18 protein-coding genes are annotated in these 18,368 nt (G+C 62.4%); 10 read left to right on the top strand and 8 right to left on the bottom strand.

What is annotated here, in order from left to right; translation table 11 throughout:
• Together AC0L26_RS02465 and AC0L26_RS02460 are read right to left on the bottom strand one after the other, a co-directional pair.
• On the bottom strand, positions 1–378 hold a 378-nt coding region (locus tag AC0L26_RS02465; protein ID WP_473631091.1), incomplete at its 3' end, for an amino acid synthesis family protein.
• Positions 375–959, bottom strand: coding sequence for an amino acid synthesis family protein (locus AC0L26_RS02460; RefSeq protein WP_473631090.1), 585 nt, complete (start codon positions 957–959; stop codon positions 375–377). The genes AC0L26_RS02460 and AC0L26_RS02465, both read right to left, overlap by 4 nt.
• A gap of 250 nt (positions 960–1,209) precedes the next feature.
• Here AC0L26_RS02460 and AC0L26_RS02455 point away from each other — a divergent pair, with 250 nt between their 5' ends.
• The 10 genes from AC0L26_RS02455 to AC0L26_RS02410 all read left to right on the top strand — a co-directional run bounded on the left by AC0L26_RS02455 (position 1,210) and on the right by AC0L26_RS02410 (position 10,256).
• Positions 1,210–2,214, top strand: a complete 1,005-nt coding sequence (locus AC0L26_RS02455) for a BMP family lipoprotein (RefSeq protein ID WP_473631089.1) — start codon at positions 1,210–1,212, stop codon at positions 2,212–2,214.
• Between the two features lie 83 nt (positions 2,215–2,297).
• Complete coding sequence (locus AC0L26_RS02450; RefSeq protein WP_473631088.1) at positions 2,298–3,914, top strand: ABC transporter ATP-binding protein; 1,617 nt, start codon at positions 2,298–2,300, stop codon at positions 3,912–3,914.
• 13 nt (positions 3,915–3,927) lie between these two features.
• Entirely contained in the window at positions 3,928–4,971 is a 1,044-nt protein-coding gene (locus AC0L26_RS02445) for an ABC transporter permease (RefSeq protein WP_354488622.1), read from the top strand.
• Positions 4,959–5,945 carry an ABC transporter permease gene (locus AC0L26_RS02440; RefSeq protein ID WP_473631087.1) on the top strand — a complete coding sequence of 329 codons (987 nt, stop codon included), beginning with the start codon at positions 4,959–4,961 and terminating at the stop codon, positions 5,943–5,945. Before AC0L26_RS02445 ends, AC0L26_RS02440 begins: the two co-directional genes overlap by 13 nt.
• An 11-nt stretch (positions 5,946–5,956) precedes the next feature.
• Positions 5,957–6,970 carry a nucleoside hydrolase gene (locus AC0L26_RS02435; RefSeq protein ID WP_473631086.1) on the top strand — a complete coding sequence of 338 codons (1,014 nt, stop codon included), beginning with the start codon at positions 5,957–5,959 and terminating at the stop codon, positions 6,968–6,970.
• An 11-nt stretch (positions 6,971–6,981) separates the two neighbouring features.
• The gene (locus AC0L26_RS02430) at positions 6,982–7,914 is read left to right on the top strand and encodes a nucleoside hydrolase (RefSeq protein WP_473631085.1); all 933 of its coding nucleotides are present in this window, start codon (positions 6,982–6,984) and stop codon (positions 7,912–7,914) included.
• A gap of 168 nt (positions 7,915–8,082) precedes the next feature.
• A complete protein-coding gene (locus AC0L26_RS02425) occupies positions 8,083–8,673 on the top strand; it encodes an ArsR family transcriptional regulator (protein ID WP_473631084.1) in 591 nt (196 codons plus the stop codon).
• Positions 8,603–9,493, top strand: coding sequence for an SRPBCC family protein (locus tag AC0L26_RS02420; protein WP_473631083.1), 891 nt, complete (start codon positions 8,603–8,605; stop codon positions 9,491–9,493). Before AC0L26_RS02425 ends, AC0L26_RS02420 begins: the two co-directional genes overlap by 71 nt.
• Before the next feature lie 135 nt (positions 9,494–9,628).
• Positions 9,629–9,859, top strand: a complete 231-nt coding sequence (locus tag AC0L26_RS02415; RefSeq protein WP_352935896.1) for an AbrB/MazE/SpoVT family DNA-binding domain-containing protein — start codon at positions 9,629–9,631, stop codon at positions 9,857–9,859.
• A complete protein-coding gene (locus tag AC0L26_RS02410; protein ID WP_473631082.1) occupies positions 9,849–10,256 on the top strand; it encodes a PIN domain-containing protein in 408 nt (135 codons plus the stop codon). The genes AC0L26_RS02415 and AC0L26_RS02410 overlap by 11 nt, the downstream gene beginning before the upstream one ends.
• 214 nt (positions 10,257–10,470) lie before the next feature.
• Here AC0L26_RS02410 and AC0L26_RS02405 read toward each other — a convergent pair whose 3' ends face one another.
• The 6 genes from AC0L26_RS02405 to AC0L26_RS02380 form a co-directional block, all read right to left on the bottom strand.
• Entirely contained in the window at positions 10,471–10,851 is a 381-nt protein-coding gene (locus AC0L26_RS02405) for a hypothetical protein (RefSeq protein ID WP_473631081.1), read from the bottom strand.
• 166 nt (positions 10,852–11,017) lie between these two features.
• Entirely contained in the window at positions 11,018–13,696 is a 2,679-nt protein-coding gene (locus AC0L26_RS02400; RefSeq protein WP_473631080.1) for an ATP-binding protein, read from the bottom strand.
• Between the two features lie 289 nt (positions 13,697–13,985).
• Entirely contained in the window at positions 13,986–15,071 is a 1,086-nt protein-coding gene (locus AC0L26_RS02395; RefSeq protein WP_473631079.1) for an ABC transporter ATP-binding protein, read from the bottom strand.
• 12 nt (positions 15,072–15,083) lie between these two features.
• A complete protein-coding gene (locus AC0L26_RS02390) occupies positions 15,084–15,872 on the bottom strand; it encodes an ABC transporter permease (protein WP_473631078.1) in 789 nt (262 codons plus the stop codon).
• A 4-nt stretch (positions 15,873–15,876) separates the two neighbouring features.
• Entirely contained in the window at positions 15,877–16,797 is a 921-nt protein-coding gene (locus tag AC0L26_RS02385; RefSeq protein WP_473631077.1) for an ABC transporter permease, read from the bottom strand.
• Between the two features lie 143 nt (positions 16,798–16,940).
• On the bottom strand, positions 16,941–18,095 hold the full coding sequence (locus AC0L26_RS02380; protein WP_473631076.1) for an ABC transporter substrate-binding protein: 1,155 nt from the start codon (positions 18,093–18,095) through the stop codon (positions 16,941–16,943).
• Positions 18,096–18,368: the final 273 nt, after the last annotated feature.

Below are 18,368 nucleotides of genomic sequence, written 5' to 3'. Positions count from 1 at the left end.
CCCCCCTCTTTTCAGCGAGTGGTCATGCGGCGGCCCCCCTTCCAAACCCAAACCCCAACCGGGGGGGCGGCGTTGGGTCGAATGGTGGCGGGGGCTTGTTGCTTGGGCGCGGGGGGCGCCCCCGGCGGCTGCCTTGCCGAAGCTTTCGATCCGGTCGCCGGGAATGCCGAGAGCGGCGACCGCGCGCTTCGGCAAAATGTCGCCCAATTCCTCACCAATGTCGCTCAACGCTGACAGGTCTTCGACGTAAGTGCCTGCGTACGGGTTGCGGATCACGGCAATGGCCGCCGCGCGGCGGGTCGGCGGATCGACGGGACGGCCGCCCTCGATCAGGGTTTCCTCGACGATTGTGATGATTCGGCGGATTTCTGCGCTCATCTCAATCCGTCCTCACCCTTGATGTCAGCGGCGGCAAGGCCGCCCACCCGCGCATGAACGCGCGCGCCTGTCGTCATCGCCAGGATCACGGCCATCTCGTCTGCGCGCGGCGCATCGGTGATGCCGACCTCGATCGCGTCGAAATGGCTGCGCACGTAAGAGGCATTGATGTGCGTGATTGGAATGTCGATCCGGGTTCCGGGACCGCCAACCTTCTTGGTCGAAGGCACGATTGCCCTGGCGTTTCCGAGCAACTCTCGCATCGCGTAGCCGCCCGGATTATGCCAGAGCGCACCGTGTTCGAGCTCACCGGCAGCACCGACGATGGCGCCCTTGCCATAGCCTTCGATCGCCGAGGCGCCGTCGCCGATGGCATCGATCAGGCGTCGCGCCATATCGAGACCGAGCGGCTTCAGATCGTCCATGAAGCCGGTGATTTCCTCGACATACCGCCCGGCAAAAGGGTTGGCGATAATAGCGACGATCGCACCGCGCTTGAGCGGGCGTGCCGCAGGTGGCCCGCCCTCATGGAAGATCTCCTCGATCTGAACCAGAAATTTCCTGACGACCACAGCCGGCATTATCCGCTCCTTATCTCGTCGTTCACGCAAACTCGTTAGAGTACCAACAATTATACCTGGCCGGGATTTGTCAAGCTTCGACATGGAGGGAACGAGAAAAGGCGCGACGAAACTGCACCGGATGACGATTGACAGCCTGCGGGGCCGCTCATAAACTCATATGACCATCAACGAAATAGCCGTTGTCTCGGCTTACAAGCGGGTGGTCAAGGCATGGCTTTAAAAGCTGAAAAAGCTGAAGGGGAATGACATGAAAAGGGCGCTCAAAAGTTTGTTCATGGCCGGCACGATGCTTGCCATGTCGTTCGGATCCGCCGCGGCGCAGGACAAGGTGTCCGTGGCCGCCATCTCGGGATATTTTGCACAGGGCTTCGGTGTTTCCATCGTCAACGGCCTCAACAAGGCCAAGGACGAATTCGGCATAGACCTCAAGCTGGTCGACACCGGCAATCGCGCGCTCGACTACGAGGAGCAGTTCGAGAACCTGGCCAAGGCCAAGCAATACGACCTTATCTTCGTGATGGGCTGGGAACTGGTGGACTCGTTGCAGAAGGTCAGCAAAGCCTATCCCGACCAGCGCTTCGTGTTCATCGACGGTGTGCTCGACGATCCCAACATGATCTATGCCAATTTCGCGGAGGAGCAGGGATCCTTTGTCGCCGGCGCACTCGCCGGCATGATCGAGGCCAAGGGCAGCGAATTCCCCAAGATCGGCGACGGCATGGCGATCGGCTTCGTCGGCGGCCGTGATATCCCCGTGATCCGCAACTTCCTCGGCGGCTACGAGCAAGGCGCGAAATATGCCGCGCCCGACGTCAAGGTGAACTCCGTCTTCGCCGGAACCTTCGACGATCCGGCCAAGGGCAGCGAGCTTGCCCAGGCGCTTTACGGCCAGGGCGCCGACATCGTCTACAACGTCGCCGGCCCGACAGGCGAAGGCGTGATGCAGGCAAGCGCTGCGGTCGACAAATACTCGATCGGCGTCGACATCGACATGTGCGGCACGGCCCCCGGGAACGTGCTTGCAAGCATGCTGAAGCGCGGCGACATCGCCGTCTACACGCTGATCAAGGACGAAGTCGAGGGCCGCAAGGTCACCGCCGGCACCCACACCTTCGACCTCGCTTCGGGCGGCGTCGAGGTCAAGGTCTGCGACGATATCGCCCCGACGATCCCGGCGGACGTGACGACGAAGCTGGACGAGATCAAGAAAGCCATTCTCGACGGCAAGATCGAGATTGCCAAGGCGAAGTAGGACAACAACAGCGCATCCTCCCAAGAAAGCGCTTGGCTGATCCGCTGCGATTTGCGGCGGATCAGCCTCAATCTGCGAGAGCCATGGTGTCGAACGCATCGGGGTCTTCGACCCCCCACAACACCGGCAACAATGCGGCCGGGGCCAATGTCGCTGGCCCCGATGTCGCTGGGATGGCCGTCGCGCTGACGGGCATCACCAAGCGTTTCGGCGCATTTATCGCCAATGACGGCATCGACCTTGCCGTGCGCCGGGGCGAAATCCACGCCATCATCGGCGAGAACGGCGCCGGCAAGACGACATTGATGAACATCCTGTTCGGTCTCCTGCAACCCGACGAGGGCTCGATCCGGCTGAACGACGAGGAGATCGTGGTCGCCGACCCCGCCGTCGCCATCAAAGCCGGTCTCGGCATGGTCCATCAGCATTTCAAGCTGGTTCCCTCGCTCTCGGTCGCCGACAATGTTTTCCTCGGCATGGAGATTCGCCGCCATGGGCTAATCGATCACGCCGCGCAGATTGCGCGCACGCGCGAACTGTCGGAGCGTTTCGGGCTGCGGGTCGATCCGACGGAGCGCGTCGGACTGCTCTCGGTCGGCATAGAGCAACGCATCGAGATCCTGAAGGTGCTGGTACGTGGCGCGCGCACCATTATCCTCGACGAGCCGACTGCGGTGCTGACGCCGCAGGAGAGCCGCGAGCTGTTCCAGACGCTGCGCAGCTTCGTGGCGGAGGGCATGACGGTAATCTTCATCTCGCACCACTTGGAAGAGGTGATGGAGGTCTCGGACACCGTAACGGTGCTGCGCAACGGCAGGAGGGTGGCGACGCGCCCAACCGTCGAGCTCAGCAAGGACGAACTGGTGCGCATGATGGTCGGCCGCGAGGTCAGCTTCGATCGCCGTCCGCGCGAACCGCAGCACGGCGAAGTGGTCCTCGAGGTGAAAGAACTGTGGGCGCGCGACGACCGCCGCCTGCCGGCAGTGCGCAACGTCAGCTTCAAGGTCCGTTCCGGCGAGGTGGTGGGGATCGCGGGCGTCGCGGGCAATGGCCAGACGGAGCTGGCGGAGGTGCTTTCGGGCCTGCGGCCGGCAAGCCATGGCGTAGCCCAGCTGAAGGGCCGGAACCTCGCCACCCTCTCGCCCGCCGAAATTCGCGAGGCCGGCTTGGCGCATGTTCCGGGCGATCGAATGGTCCGCGGGGTCGATCGCAATGCTTCGATTGCGGCAAACATGCTGATGGGCCGCCAGTATCGCGCGCCGTGGAGCAGCAGTGGCCTGCTCAACTGGAACGCCATCGGCCAAAACGCCTCCAAGCTGATCAAGGACTTCGATATACGCGCGCAAGGATCAGGAGATGCCGTCAAGCGGCTTTCGGGCGGCAACATCCAGAAGGTCGTGCTGGCGCGCGAGTTCACTAACGGCGCCGACTTCCTGCTGATCGATCAGCCGACGCGCGGTGTCGACATCGGCGCGCAGGAAGCCATTCATGACGAGATCATGCGCCAACGCTCTGCCGGCCGCGCCATCCTGCTGATTTCCGTGCAGCTCGACGAACTTGCCGCCCTTGCCGATCGCATCCTGGTGATGTTCAACGGGCGGATCATGGGCGAGGTCGTCGGAGACGATGCCGACGAGGATCGCATTGGCATGATGATGGCAGGCGTGGCCGTGCCGGAATTCGCCACGGAATCTGCATGATGCCGGAGTCTCCATGATGAACGACAGCTTGCGTGCCGTTTCCGGCCAGATCATCGCCGTCGCCGTAGCGCTGCTCATGGGCGCGATCATCATCCTCATGGTCGGTGAAAGCCCTGTCCGTGTCTTCATGACGCTGTTGCGTGGTGCCTTCGGCGACCAGGCAAAGATTGCCGGGACGTTGCTGCAGACGACGCCGATCCTGATCTGCGGCATCGCTGCCTGCGTCGGTCTGCGGGGCGGCATGTTCAATGTCGGCATCGAGGGCCAGCTTTTCCTCGGCGGCTTTGCTGCCGCATGGGTCGGCTTCGCTTTTCCGCTGCCCGCGGGCATTCACATGCTGGCAGCGCTGGCGCTCGCGGTCGTGGCGGGTGCTGCCTGGGTCGCCATCCCGGCCTATTTCCGCGCCCGCTACAACACCAACGAAGTCGTCTCGACGATCCTGTCGAATTACGTCGCGGTGCTCCTGACCTCCTATTTTACCATCTTCCTGTTCAAGCGGCCGGGTGGCTGGTCGGAGACGCCGCCGATCCTGCCGACAGCCTATTTGCCCGGGATCTTTGACTTCTCGCGGCTGAACTGGGGACTGGTGATCGGCCTGGTACTGGCGATCGGCGCGGCACTTGTCTTCCGCTATACCAGTTGGGGCTACGGCGTGACCATGGTCGGCTCGGCGCCGAAATTCGCTGAATATGGCGGCATCAACGTGAAACGGCAGGGCTTTGTCGTCCTGCTGCTGTCGGGCGCCATTGGCGGATTGGCCGGTGGCGTCGAGACGCTCGGCGTCCACCACCGCTTCATGGAAGGCTTCGCTCCCGGTTTCGGTTTCGACGGCCTGATTGCTGCCCTGCTCGCCAATGGCTCGCCAGTCGCCACCATCTTCACCGCACTGTTCTTCGGCGCCCTGCGCAACGGGTCGCTGCTGCTCGAGGTCGATACCGGCGCGTCGCGCGAGATCATCACCGTGATCCAGGCGCTGATCATCCTCAGCGTGTCAGCGCAGGTTCTGGTCAGGCGCCGCGGCGACAGCCAGGCTGGGGAGCGTCGATGGAAATTCTAGACAAGCTCGTGAACGTCGCGCTGATCGCCGCGACGCTTCGCACCACCGCGCCCATTCTTCTGGTCGCACTCGGCGGTTCGTTTACCACCAAGGCCGGCATCTTCAACATCGGCCTCGAAGGGCAGATGCTGGCGGGCGCCTTTTTCGCCGTCCTCGGCTCGATCTGGACGGGTTCCGCGCTGCTGGGAGTCGCTTGCGGCGTGGTGGCAGCGCTCGCCTTTGCCTTGGTTTTTGCGGTTCTGGTGGTGAGTTTCCGCGCCAATGAAGTGGTTGTCGGGCTGGCGCTCAACATCCTGGCCGGCGGCATGACGATCTCGCTGATGAAGGCGATCTTCGGCACGCGAGGGTCCATCGTCGGTCAAGGTATCGTCGGCCTGCCGAAAATCCAGATACCCGGCGCCCGCGACCTTCTCGGCTCATGGGCATCGCTGATCTCCGGCTTCACGCCGATCGTCTATGTCGCCTTCATCGCCGTGCCGCTGCTGGTGCTGTTCTACAACCGCACCCGCCTCGGGCTTTACATCCGCGTCGTCGGCGAGAAACCCGAGGCCGCCGAGGCGCTCGGCATTTCGATCACGCGCGTCCGCTACATCGCGTCGCTGCTGTGCGGATTGCTGGCGGGGCTGGCCGGCGCGCATCTGTCGCTCGGCTACATCACCATGTTCACCGAGAATATGTCGTCGGGCCGCGGCTTCATGGCGGTCGCAATCCTGATCTTCTCCAACGGCGATCCGCTCAAGGTGCTGGCCGGCTGCCTGCTGTTCGGCTTTGCCGATGCCTTTTCGCTGCGCCTGCAGACGTTCGGCTTTCCGTCCTACCTGGTTCTGACAGTTCCTTATGTCGTCGCACTCACGGCGCTGTTCGCCCTCTCCTACCGGGCGCGGCCAAGGATCATCATGGAGACGCTGGCCTCGATGCAAAGGCTGCTGTCGGTGGACAAGAATCCCGGGCCTGACGGCAAACATCCCTCATGAAGGAACCATCCATGGAACGCATAATCCTCGACGTGGATTCTGCAGGCGACGACATTCTCGCCGTGCTGTTTGCCGCGGCCAATCCAAATCTTCGGCTCGAAGGCGTGACCACCGTGACCGGTGCTGCCGGGCCGATCGAACAGGTCACCAATGTCGTCCTCAACACGCTGGCGCTTGCCGGACGCGACGACATCCCGGTTCACGCCGGGGCGTGGCGGCCGATCGTCGGCAACGCCAAGGCCGACATGGAAGCGCCGGTCCATTTCGAAAAGCGGCTCGTCGCCCGCTTCGGCGACCGCCTGAAGAAATTCAACCCGCCGGCGTCAACCCCGTCGCGCCAGGCAACGCCTGGGCACGCGGTCGACTTCATCATCGAAACGGTGATGGCCAATCCCGGCGAGATCACGCTGGTGACGACAGGTCCTCTGACCAATGCAGCGATGGCGTTGCTGCAGGAGCCCCGCCTGACGGAGGCGCTCAAGCGCCTGCTGGTGCTCGGCGGCAATTTTCAGACGCCCGGCAACATCACGCCCCTGTCGGAATACAACATCTGGGCCGACCCGGAGGCCTCACGCATCGTGCTGAACGCCGATGTCGACAAGATCCTCGTGCCGCTCGACATCTGCGAGGACAACCGCGTCGCCGCCTCGATGCTGACGCGCGACGACCTCGCGGACATGCAGGCTGGCGCCAAGGACAATCCCGTTCTCGAAATGATCGCCGACAGCTTTCCGATCTACATCGACATCTGGCGCGAATTCTTCGACCTGGTCGGCTTCCCGATGGACGACGTAATCACCGTGGCGCTGGCTTTCGATCCGAGCCTTGCCACGATGACCGAGCCGCTGTTCGTCGACGTCGTGCTGGACGGGCGTATAGCGCGCGGACAGACCGTCGCCTATCGCGGCCGGCAATTGCTGCCCGGCGGCGGACCGAAGACCACCCGCATCTGCACCGACCTCGACGGCCGGCGCTTCCTCGACATGTTCAAACAGACTGTCGCGCAGTACGAGCGGGCGGCGTGAGGGACGATACGATGACCACTGCAACTCCCATCCTGTTCGATTGCGACCCGGGTCACGACGACGCTATCGCGCTGGTCATGGCGCATCGCTCGCCGGCCATCAAACTGCTCGGCGTCACCACGACCTGCGGCAATGCCGAGGTCGAAAAGACAACCGCCAACACGCTGCGGATACTCGAATTCATCGGCGCCGGCGACGTGCCGGTGGCGCAGGGCTGCCATCGTCCGTTGGCACGGCCCCTGGTGCTCGGTACCGCCGATGGGCCAAGCGGTCTGGAAGGCTCGCCCTATCTGCCGCAGGCGACGATCAAACCGGTCAAGCGGCATGCGGTCGATTTCCTCGCCGACACATTGCGCGCCTCGCCCGAGCCGATCCTGCTCGTTGCCACCGGACCGCTGACCAATATCGGCCTTTTGATCCTCAAGCATCGCGACGTGCTGCCCAAGATCAAGGAACTGATCTGGATGGGCGGCGTGTTCTACCGCAAGAGCGAGATCATCACGCCGACCGAGTTCAATGCCTTCTGCGATCCGGAGGCGCTGAAGATCGTTCTGGACAGTAGTGTGCCGATCCTGATGGTCGGCCTCGATGTCACCATGCAGGTGCTGATCGAGGCGCCGCAATATGCCGAGCTCGCGACGATCGATACGCCACTCGGCCGGCTCGTCAATGACTGGCTGCTGTTCTACGAGAAGCTGCACCGCAACTCGATGGGCGTCGGCGGGGCGATGCACGATCCTCTGGTGCTGGCGCTGGCTATCGACCCGACGCTGGTGCGCACGCGCCCCGCTCACATCGGCGTCAATCTGTCGGGCACCTACGCATTCGGCGCGACCGTTGCCGATTTTTGGGGCGAGCGTGGCGAAAAGGACAATGCCCGCATCGCGCATGAAGTCGATGCGGACCGCTTCTTCAAACTGATGTTCGATCTGCTGCGGGATTAGGCTGGGCGGTGCCAAGGCGCTAAGCCCGACTCGGTGTCTCAGGTCCCTCTCGCCTTCATCCTTCATGGATCGAGCGCGCTGCTGACAAGGCAATACGCGCCATAGCTGCCTCTTGACCGTTCGTCGCCACCGCATTGACAAAATATTTTGTCAATGCGAAAAAAGAGAATGCTTGAGCTCGACGTCATTGAGCTGCCGGCAGCGGCGGCGCTGGCCCTGGATCCGATGAAAACCCTCCTACTCCAGGAGCTTGCGGCACCTGCGTCGGCCGCCTCGCTTGCTGGTCGGCTCGGCCTCACGCGGCAGAGAGTGAACTATCATTTGCGGGGGCTGGAAGACTGCAAGCTGGTCGAGCCAGCTGAGGAACGCCAATGGGGCGGCCTGACCGAACGCCTGATGGTCGCAACCGCAGCGTCGTATGTCGTCTCACCGGCGGCGTTGGGCCCAATCGCGGTCGATCCGGAACGCACCAACGATCGTCTGTCGGCCAGTTATCTCATCGCCTTGGCGGCTCGTATCGTTCGCGAAGTCGGTGGCTTGTGGCGGACCGCCCGTCAAAGCGACAAGCGTCTTGCGACGCTTTCGATCGACACGGTGATCCGGTTCAGATCGCCCGCCGATCGCGCGGCTTTCACCGCCGACCTCACGAGGGCCGTAGCGGCGCTCGCGGCTCGTTATCACGACGAGAATGCGCTGGGCGGACGGCCACATCGGCTCGTGGTGGCGTCGTACCCCGCCCCTGGCGACGCCAAACCCTGAAAAGGAGTGTCCCATGCCAATCAAGAAAGACGAAACCGGCAAACGCTGGGTCGAGATGGAGTTCATTGCGCCCGGGACACCCGAGCAGGTGTGGCGGGCAATGGCGACAGGTCCCGGTAACACTGCCTGGTTCACAAAAACCAGCATCGAAGAACATGTCGGCGGCAAGCTTCATTTCGACTTCGGTCCCAACGGCGCCTCCACCGGCGAAGTGACGATCTGGGAGCCGCCGTTCCGTTTCGGCTATGTCGAACGCGACTGGAGCGAAGGGGCGCCGCCCGTCGCAACGGAGATCACCGTAACCAGCCGGTCGGGTGATCGCTGCGTTGTTCGCATGGTCCATTCGCTGTTTGCCTCAACCGACGATTGGGATGATCAGCTAGAAGGATTCGAGGGCGGCTGGCCCAGCTTTTTCGAGGTGCTGCGCGTTTACCTTTCGCACTTCGCCGGCGAAAAGGCCGCCAGCTTCATCGTCATGACCAGCACGGAGGCCGACCAGCTCTCGATTTGGAGGCGGCTCACCGAGACGCTCGGTCTCGCCGGCGCGAATGTCGGCGAGGAGCGGAAAGGCCCGCAACAGCCGGAGAAATTGTCCGGCATAGTCGAATGCGTGCGGCAGGACGACAAGCAGCGCTTCATCATGCTGCGCCTGAATACGCCTGCTCCCGGCATCGCCCTGATCGGAACCCACGGCTCCGACGGCGGCGCAAATGCCAGCATGGCCCTGTATCTATACGGAGACGACGCCGAGCAGTGCGCCGCGGAGAGCGAGCCTAAGTGGCGGAACTGGTTTGGCGAAACCTTCAAGCATCCGGGCTGACGGATGACCCGATGAACTCTGCTGTGGAACCGGACGATCAGGGTTTTTTGTGCCCAAAAAATGGCGCCACTCCTTGATCCCGGTTTCCTGAGGATATACATATCGCTTGATGTATATCCGAAGGGAGAGACTGTGATGCAGGTAGCCAAGTGGGGCAACAGCCTCGCCATCCGTCTTCCGGCCGTTGTGGTCGAGGCCCTCGAACTCAGGGAAGGCGATGAGATTGAAATCCATGTCGCCGATGCCCGACGTTTCGGCGTCGCGCGCAAACCTGCGCGCGAGGAATTGCTGAAGCGGCTTCGCGCCTTCCGCGGTCGCCTTCCCGCCGATTTCAAGTTCGATCGGGATGAGGCGAATGCCCGGTAGCTTCTTCGACACCAATGCCCTTGTCTATATCGCGTCGGGCGATCCCGTAAAAGCCGACCAGGCGGAGATCGCCATCGCTGCTGGCGGTGCGATCAGCGTGCAGGTTCTCAACGAAGTCTCCAATGTCGCCCGCCGCAAGATGCGGCTGTCGTGGATGGACACCCATATTTTTCTGTCCACGCTGCGCGACCTGCTGATCGTCCATCCTGTCACCATCGAAACGCACGAGACAGGACTGGCTCTGGCCGAGCGCTACAGTTTTTCCATTTACGACGCCATGATCGCCGCCGCAGCGCTTCACGCTGGCTGCGACACGCTGTGGTCAGAAGATATGCAACATGGGATGGCGCTCGACGAGGGGCTGCGTATCGCCAATCCGTTTCGGCCAAGCGCCTGAAAGAACGACCCGGAATCTCTTAGATTTGCGCTTTTCCCGGGAAAACCGTTTCACACTTTTCCTGGAATTGCTCTAGTGGCCAGTCAGTGACAGTTCCCAGTGGTACACATCCTGCGCAGACTTCCCGACCGACGGCATAGCGTGCGTAGCTCCTCAGGTGGATGGAAAGGCTGCCTCGCCCGTCGAGACCGTACTGAGCGGCTGAACTACCGGCTCACCGTTTGAGAGCGCCTTGGATCGATGCTTGTTCCGTCGGATCGGCCATCGGAGTGGCGGCGGGCTCGCTCGCGAGAAGCGTGGCGCCGTCCCGCATGATCTCGAAATCGAGAGACGGCTGGCCGACGGCTTGAGGCACGGAGATCATCATGCGTTGCCCCGGTCCGAGCGTGGAGACGAACCGCATCGGCACTGCATCGGCCGCGGAAGCCAGAGTTGCAACGATCCGGTAGCCGTCCTGCTCGACCGTGTAATAGACGGCACCTTTGACGTGGCCGAGACGGATGCTGTGGCCGTTTCCCGGCGCAAGTTCCGAGGCTGCGGCGATGCCCGTGGTGGCGAGCAAGACCACCGCAAAGCCGGTAGAATATCTGACCATTGCCGTTTCCTCCGATTGGCGAGCTCATGGACTGGCTGGCAGTCCTTTCCAAACTCATGAGCTCATCCTGCACCCGGCGGGATCCGCGCACATCGGTACGGTCACCTAGTTTCCCAGCAGCTGATTTCCTAGTTTTCGCAAGCTTGCCTAATTTTCACGGGCTTGCCTAGTTTTCACCGGCTTGCAGTGCGCCTGTCGGCGGCAAAAGCCAAGGCTCGCCGCGAAGGCGGAGCAGAATTTCCATCCGGTTTGCTGCGTTGAATTTGCCGAGCACGGCGGAAACCTGGTGTTCGACTGTCCGCGGCGAGCGCGACAGGCGCCGTGCCGCCTCCTTGTTGCCCAAACCTTGAGCAATCATTGTGAGCACCTGTTGTTCTTGCCTCGTCAGGCCCAGCGGATGCTGCCTGGCCACGGTGTACGGCCCCCGACGCTGCTTCGGCAGCTGATTGGCAGCCCCGATGCGCTGCGCCAGCTTTCGCGCCAGCGCTGCGGCGGGGCGCGCTTCGACGCCTTCGAATGTGGTCACGGCGCGGGCCAGCGCCGCGCCGGCATCGTTTCCGCGAACCTGCATAAGGGCGAGCGCTGATTCATAGGGAAGACCCAGGCGGGACCATTCGGCCGAGGCCGCCATCGGGTCGCCGCGGAGTTCCAAAGCTTGCGGCAAAGGAATACGGGCGATCGGCACCGGCAGCGATCCCGCCATTCCGCAGCGCTGCCACCAGACTGCCAGTTCGCCGATATCCCACGGGCGGAAATTATCGAGGTCCATTTCGGCAAGCGCCGTCAGCGGCTCCCGGCCGGCGCCCGGCTCCTCGGCAAGCCAGGCAGCCTCGGCCAACGCCAAGCGAACTGGGATAACACGTTGAGCCTCGCCGGTCGTCAGACCCTCCTTGAGCGCCTGCTCCAGTAACGCCGGGCCATCAGGCTCACCCAGCCGGACCCTCACCCTGCCGAGTTCCGTCAGTGCCGGCAGGTGCATCACCATCGGCAGCCGCTCCAGATTCATGACGCCCTGGGCAATCGTCTCGGCTTCGCGAAAGCGCCCCTGCTCGGTGCGAAGCTGTGCCTGCCGGCCGAGCAGGTATTGCGCCGCCGAATCGAGGTCGTGCCTGGCGCAGTGGGCAATCCCTTCGGCGAGCAGCCGCTCGGCCAAGGCGAAGTCCTTGGCCACCACCGCGCATTCGGAGAAGTTCGTATAGGCTCGCGACGCATGGTCGTGAAACCCGCGATCGAGCGCCAGGGCAAGGCTTTCCTCCAACCGCTCGCGACCGCCCGGGCGGTCGGCGAACATCAGCGCTGTGCCGACGTTGTTCAAGGCGTGGACGCGTGTCTCGACCTCACCAAACCGATCCGCCAAGCTGATCGCGCGCTCGCCCCACTCGATCGCCTCGTCGAAGCGATAGTGCAGCATGTGCAGCTGCGAGCGCGTGCTGTAGGCCATTGCCAGCTCCGGTCCTGGCGGCAGGTTCTCCACCTCGCGCACGGCCTGGTCCGCGTAGTCTTCCGCCTCCTGACCCTCTCCGCGGCGCCAGTGGAGACGCGACAGCCAGCGCAGATTGGCCCCGACCTTGTCGATGCGACCAAGCTCCCGCCAGATCGCAATGGCGCGATGCCGTGCCTCGATGATTTCGTCGTAGACGAACTGTGACAGGCCCGCCTCGTAGGCCCAGTCTTCACAAAGCTGGGCAGCCTGCGCCGACGGAGCCTCTGAAACGTATCTGAGTGCGGTCGCCAGATGTGAAGCCGCCTCTCTATGCGCGCCCAGACGTGCGGCCTGGCCGGCGGCCTGCGGTGCAAGCTCCAGGACGCGTTCGCCGTTGTCGGCGCCTCCGGCATGGTGCACCCGTCGCGACAGTAGGGCGCTTGCCTGCGCCGCCGGAAGTTCGGAGAGTGCCGCTTCGACTTTCGCATGCAGCGACCGTTGGATCGACGGGGCGAGCCGGTCGAGCGTAGCTTCCCTGGCAAGCTCGTGGCGAAACGTCAGCGCGCCCTGAGCATCCCGCCGCAGCAATCCCCGTCCCACACACTGATCCACGAGAACTTCGGTATCGTCTCCGAGAAGTGCCCGGATCAGCCACGGCTCAACGCTGCCCGGCATGATGCTCATGACCTCCAGCACCTCGCGCTCTCCCGGGGTCAGGCGCGCCAGGCGCGACCAGACTGCGTCGCGTATGGAATCGGGCACGCGCCCCGGTTCGGCCTCACTGCTGGACAGGAGTTCTGTTACGAAGAAGGGATTGCCCTCGGTGATGCGATAAAGCCCGTCGACGGAGCGGCCGGCCTGCTCGGCCAGCACCGTCACCGCCTGGGCCGTCAGCGGTTCCAGCGTCACGCGGCGCACCGAGGCGGACGGAAGGTCGCCGAGCACGTGGGTGAGAGGATGATCGGCACTGATCTCGTCTCTGCGCATGCTGAGCACCAGCATCGTGCGAAGCAGGGAGACGCGGCGACCGAGGTATCTTACCAGGTCAAGTGTCGCATTGTCGGCCCAATGCATGTCCTCGAAAATGAGCACGGTCGTGCCCCTGGTGTGCTGAAGCGCGTTCAACAACGCCGGAAAAAGCCGCTCCGGCGCGGCGGTCTCCTCGAGCAGCGCCGCCACGCGAAGGTCTAGCAGGTGCGCCATGTCCTGAAGAGGACCGAGCGGGCGGGGTGTGAAGAGCGCCTCGCACCAGCCCCAAAGCATCCGGTAGTTCCCGTCGGCGCTTTCCGCGAATTCGCGCAGGAGGGAAGTCTTGCCTACGCCCGCTTCGCCGTCCACCAACACAGTGCCGCCGTGTCCGGCTGCAGCTCTCTCGGCCCTGGCCAATAAAATTCCAAGCGGCCCCTCTCGCTCAAGCAGCATAAAAGCTCACGCCTCCATAAGGTTCGAAGGTACAGCAGTAAGCCTCGAGTGCAACAACGTCATTTCATGCGGATTGATCGGCCTGACGGTTTTCGTCTATTTCGGCTCGAATCACATCCTGCACAGCCGCCAACTGCGGCAGGATACCCTGATACCGCCGCCGAGGAAGACCCGTCGGCTCAGGCGCTAAACGCTGCCTGGAGGCAGTTTGCTCGCATCGTGAAAGTGACTGCCGGCAGGCCAAGTTGCTTCGGCTGGTCTTCCCGCGGATCTGATCGACAGCCGGCAATCAGGATTGCGGAAGGATGACGACATTTTCGGCGTCCCAGAAGATTTCTGCCGTCTCACCCGGTTTCGGCAGGCTTGTGCGGGTACTCCGTTGGACCTGAACGCGAACGCGGGTGCCGTCAGCCAAGCAGATTGTATAGAACGACCTGCTGCCGATGAAGATGACATCCTCGACCCGCCCCATCGCCGATTGCGTGGTGTCGTTGTCCCTGTTGAAGCGGAAGGACTCCGGTCGGATTGAGACGATCACCTTGCCGCGCAATTCACCGGCGGGAACGATAGTGCTGTGAAAGCGGAGCCCCGATCCAGTGATGGCTGTTATGCCGGAAACGTCATCGTTTGCCAGTGTCGCCTCGAACAAATTGGTCTCGCCGAGGAATTTGGCGGCGAACAGCGACTTTGGCGCTGCGTACATGATTTCGGGCCGGTCGATCTGTACGATGCGGCCCTTCTCCATGAGAACGACGCGGTCAGACAGGATCATCGCCTCGTCCTGGTCGTGCGTCACATAGACGAAAGTGGCGCCGGTCTCGGCGTGAATGCGCTTCATCTCGACCAGCATGTGCTGGCGGATCTTCAGATCGAGCGCGGCGAGCGGCTCGTCGAGCAGCAGGACTTTCGGACCGTTGACGAGCGCCCGGGCGAGCGCCACACGCTGGCTCTGGCCGCCGCTCAACTCGTTGATATAGCGGTTGGCGAAGCTGTCGAGCTGCACAATGTGCAGCATGCGCTGGACCCGCTCGCGGATTTCCGCCCTGGGCGTGCCCTTGACCTTGAGGCCGAAGGCGACGTTCTCGAAAACGTCGAGATGCGGAAAAAGCGCATAGCGCTGGAAGACCATGTTCACGGGCCGCCGCTCGGGCGGCTGGTCGGCACAATCCTTGCCGTCGATCTTGACGGTACCCGCAGTCACTGTCTCGAAGCCTGCTATGAGCCGCATCAGGGTCGTCTTGCCGCAGCCGCTGGGACCAAGCAACGTGACGATCTCGCCCTGTTCGATGGACAGGTCTATGTCGCTCAGCGCCTGAAACGAGCCGAACATTTTCTGGGCCGCGGTGATCTCGATCACGGGCGGGCGGATTGTCATGCCTGTCGATCCTTATGACACGGTGCGGCCGGCGACGGCCGATCTTCTGCGCAGATGGCCGATGAGCCAGGCGATGAAGAGGATGGCGATGGAGAACGCCAGCGCCAGCGTGGAGATGGCGTTGATGAGCGGCGTGACGGTGCGGCGCATCGTCGACCAGATATACATGGGCAATGTCGTCTCGGTGCCGGCGACAAAGGAGGTCACGACGAATTCGTCGAACGACACCGCAAAGGCCAATATGGCCGAGGCGATCAAAGTCGGTGCGATCAGAGGCAGCGTCACCTTGCCGAAGGTCTGCATCTGACTGGCGCCGAGGTCGCGCGATGCCTCCTCCAGCGACGGGTCGAACAGAGCAAGCCTGGCGCGCATCGCCACGATCAGGATGGGCAGAGCCAGCACCACGTGAGAGATGATGATGGTAACCGTCGAGAGCTGAACGCGGGCCTGGGCGAACAGCACCAGAAGCGAGACGCCGACGAAGAGGCCAGGCAGTGCGATCGGTGTCAGGCACAGCACCTCCAGCAAGGCGCGGCCCCGACGTCCCAGGCGAAGCCAGGCAAGCGAGGCGGCCGCCCCGAGGATCAGCGTGATCAACGCGGTGAAGCCGGCGACGGTGAGGCTCTTGACCAGGGCCGAGCCGAGCTGGGCATTGCCGAGCACATCGGCGTACCAGCGCAGGCTGAAGCCGGCAAAAGGAAAGGATAGCGAAGGGCTCGCGTGAAAAGAGAAGAGAACGATGATCATCAGTGGCATTAGCAAGAAAGCCAGGATCGACCAGACCACCAATTTGAGCACCACCGCGCTACGCTCCCGCTTTCTTTGCGGGCCGGCGCTTCACGACGAGGCCTGTCGCGCGCCCAAGCCCCATCACGGCGAAGTAAATGGCGATCGACACCAGAAACATCAGGAAGGCCTGGGCAGCCCCTAGCGGCCAGTTTCCGGTCTTGCGGAACTGATCGGCGATCAGCAGCCCCGTCGTCTGGCCCGACGAGCCGCCCAGCATCTGCGGTGTCACATAGTCACCCGCAACCATGACGAAGGTCAGCATGAAGGCGCCGACCAGGCCGTTGGCGGCATTGGGCGCGATGACGCGGAAGAAGGCCCCGAGCGGAGAGGCGCCAAGGTCGCGCGCGGCGTCGATAAGGTCCTTCTTGATTTCGCTGAGCGACGACACCACCAGCAGGATGCAGAACGGCAGGTAAATGTGGATCAGCGTAATCGCGACCGCAAAGCGGCTGAACAGGAACACCCCGACAGGCGTATCCACGATGCCGGCCTGGATCAGGATGGTATTGAGGACGCCGCTGGTGCCAAGCAAGGTGCGCCAGGCATAGATGCGGACCAGATAGCTGGAAAACCAGGTGATCAGGATCAGATAGAGGATGACCTGCGAGCGGCTGACATAGACGAGGTAGTAGCCGACCGGGATCGCCAGTATCAGCGTGACCGATGCCGTGACCAGCCCGATCAGGATGGCGTTGATCGTCACCGTCCAGAACAGTGGCGACATCAGCGAATTCAGATAGTTCGAAAACACGAAGTCCGGCACGATCCTGTACGAAGCCGCCGTCCAGAAACTGTAGACGAACAGGATCAGGCTCGGCACGACGAAAAACACGACCATGTACAGAACGGCGGGAGCCGCCAGCAGCCCGCCCATATTAGAGCGCCGCGCGTCCTTTTGGACGCGCAAAGGACGCTCTAACACTTTAAATCTACGCATCGTGCTTTCCGAAAATCGAGTGCGATTTTCGGGCCGATGCGGTAATTCTTGATGCCTTCATGGACCGATCCCACGCAAGAACGCGCTATCGGCAACAACGCCGATAGCCAATTCTCAATTCAACCTGTTGAAACGGGGAATATCTACATCCCTGCCTTGAATTCCTGCCACGCCGCGATCCAGTCGTCATAGGTGGCGTGGGTGTCGGACGCCCGCGGCGGAATGCCGGGCAGGCCGGCTGCGAACATCGTGTCGATGGCGTCATAGTCGATGCGGCTGCGCGACTTCTCATCAAGCAGTGCGACCGCCTTCCTGGAAACCGGAGCCTGGACTACAGCCATGGCAACCTTGGCCTGTACGGCGGGATCGAGCGACTGGTTGATGAAGGCGTGAGCGGCCTCGATATTGTCCGCCGAAACTGGAATGAACCAGGCGTCCACCCACAGGATCGGACCTTCCTTTGGAATGGCCATCTCGATCTTCATGTTCTGCTGGTCCGTCTGCGTGATGATCGAGGGATCGGCGCAAAGGGCTGCCACGACCTCGCCAGAAACCATGAGGTTGACAAGTTCGCCCTGGTTGAGGGCGATGACGCGGGCCTGAGCGCGGTATTTGGAGAATTCCTGGAAAGTCTTGCCGAGCTCGTCCTTGGTCAGCAGCGGATATTTGTCACCGAAGCCGGCAACGCGCGCAGCCACCGGCCAGGAGCTTACCGTGTCGTCCATGATGGCGATCTTGCCCTTGAGCGAGGGATCGAGCAGGTCGGCATAGGATGCCGGCTTGGCCAGTTTGTCGGCATTGAACAGGATCGTATTGAAGCCCCAGATATAAGGCGATCCCCAATGTTGCCCGTCGGCGAACCATGTCGGCTGGTCGTAAAACTGGCCGAAGAGATTGTCGGCATTGTAGTTCGGCACTTTCGACATATCGATCGGATTTACGATCTTCATTTCCCTGATGTAGAGATCGGCATAGGCCTGATTGTATTCGGCCAGATCGATAGGCGGCGGGTTGCCGGCCACGAACTTTGCCTGGACGTCATCCTGGTTGGCGATCGAGGTAGCTTCCACCGTCACGCCATTTGCCTTGCGCCAGTCAGAAAGCTCGTTGGTCAGGTCATAGCCTTCCCAGGCCATGACCTGGAGTTCGCCGCCCGCAGCGGCCTGCGCCGGCAGCGAGGACAGCCTCAACAGGAATGCCCCGGCTCCCAGGCCGGCCATCCCCGCAAGAGCGGCTCTCCTGCTGATCGCCGATGTGAACAAGCTCGAACTGGCTTCGTCTCCTGCTTTGCGCGTCATGATGAGTTCCCCTTTTTTATGGTGGCTTCGATAACCTTGCTTTACAGGATATTGGATACAATAATCATCGGAGTCAAACGAAATCGTCCTGCCGCTTGGGCATGGCTCTGGATTTCCTTTTGAATATTTCGTAGCGGAACGGGATATCGGCCGCCTTGGTCGCCGGCCTGCTCAAGGGTACGAGCGCCGATATGGCAGTTGGCTGACGCTCAACGTTTCATGCGGATGCGGAAAGGCGGTCGCCAATGTGGCGAGCCCGAAATTCGAGTTGTG

The organism is Mesorhizobium sp. WSM4823, assembly GCF_055811195.1.
This window is presented reverse-complemented; position numbering and strand designations above follow the sequence as displayed.

Excerpts from the sequence above, each read along its gene's own strand:
- AC0L26_RS02395 (WP_473631079.1), bottom strand. The coding sequence starts at position 15,071 with ATGACAATCCGCCCGCCCGTGATCGAGATCACCGCGGCCCAGAAAATG.
- AC0L26_RS02415 (WP_352935896.1), top strand. The coding sequence starts at position 9,629 with ATGCAGGTAGCCAAGTGGGGCAACAGCCTCGCCATCCGTCTTCCGGCC.
- AC0L26_RS02420 (WP_473631083.1), top strand. The coding sequence starts at position 8,603 with ATGCGCTGGGCGGACGGCCACATCGGCTCGTGGTGGCGTCGTACCCCG.
- AC0L26_RS02450 (WP_473631088.1), top strand. The coding sequence starts at position 2,298 with ATGGTGTCGAACGCATCGGGGTCTTCGACCCCCCACAACACCGGCAAC.
- AC0L26_RS02435 (WP_473631086.1), top strand. The coding sequence starts at position 5,957 with ATGGAACGCATAATCCTCGACGTGGATTCTGCAGGCGACGACATTCTC.
- AC0L26_RS02440 (WP_473631087.1), top strand. The coding sequence starts at position 4,959 with ATGGAAATTCTAGACAAGCTCGTGAACGTCGCGCTGATCGCCGCGACG.
- AC0L26_RS02460 (WP_473631090.1), bottom strand. The coding sequence starts at position 959 with ATGCCGGCTGTGGTCGTCAGGAAATTTCTGGTTCAGATCGAGGAGATC.
- AC0L26_RS02430 (WP_473631085.1), top strand. The coding sequence starts at position 6,982 with ATGACCACTGCAACTCCCATCCTGTTCGATTGCGACCCGGGTCACGAC.
- AC0L26_RS02385 (WP_473631077.1), bottom strand. The coding sequence starts at position 16,797 with ATGCGTAGATTTAAAGTGTTAGAGCGTCCTTTGCGCGTCCAAAAGGAC.
- AC0L26_RS02425 (WP_473631084.1), top strand. The coding sequence starts at position 8,083 with ATGCTTGAGCTCGACGTCATTGAGCTGCCGGCAGCGGCGGCGCTGGCC.
- AC0L26_RS02400 (WP_473631080.1), bottom strand. The coding sequence starts at position 13,696 with ATGCTGCTTGAGCGAGAGGGGCCGCTTGGAATTTTATTGGCCAGGGCC.
- AC0L26_RS02445 (WP_354488622.1), top strand. The coding sequence starts at position 3,928 with ATGATGAACGACAGCTTGCGTGCCGTTTCCGGCCAGATCATCGCCGTC.
- AC0L26_RS02455 (WP_473631089.1), top strand. The coding sequence starts at position 1,210 with ATGAAAAGGGCGCTCAAAAGTTTGTTCATGGCCGGCACGATGCTTGCC.
- AC0L26_RS02405 (WP_473631081.1), bottom strand. The coding sequence starts at position 10,851 with ATGGTCAGATATTCTACCGGCTTTGCGGTGGTCTTGCTCGCCACCACG.
- AC0L26_RS02380 (WP_473631076.1), bottom strand. The coding sequence starts at position 18,095 with ATGACGCGCAAAGCAGGAGACGAAGCCAGTTCGAGCTTGTTCACATCG.
- AC0L26_RS02410 (WP_473631082.1), top strand. The coding sequence starts at position 9,849 with ATGCCCGGTAGCTTCTTCGACACCAATGCCCTTGTCTATATCGCGTCG.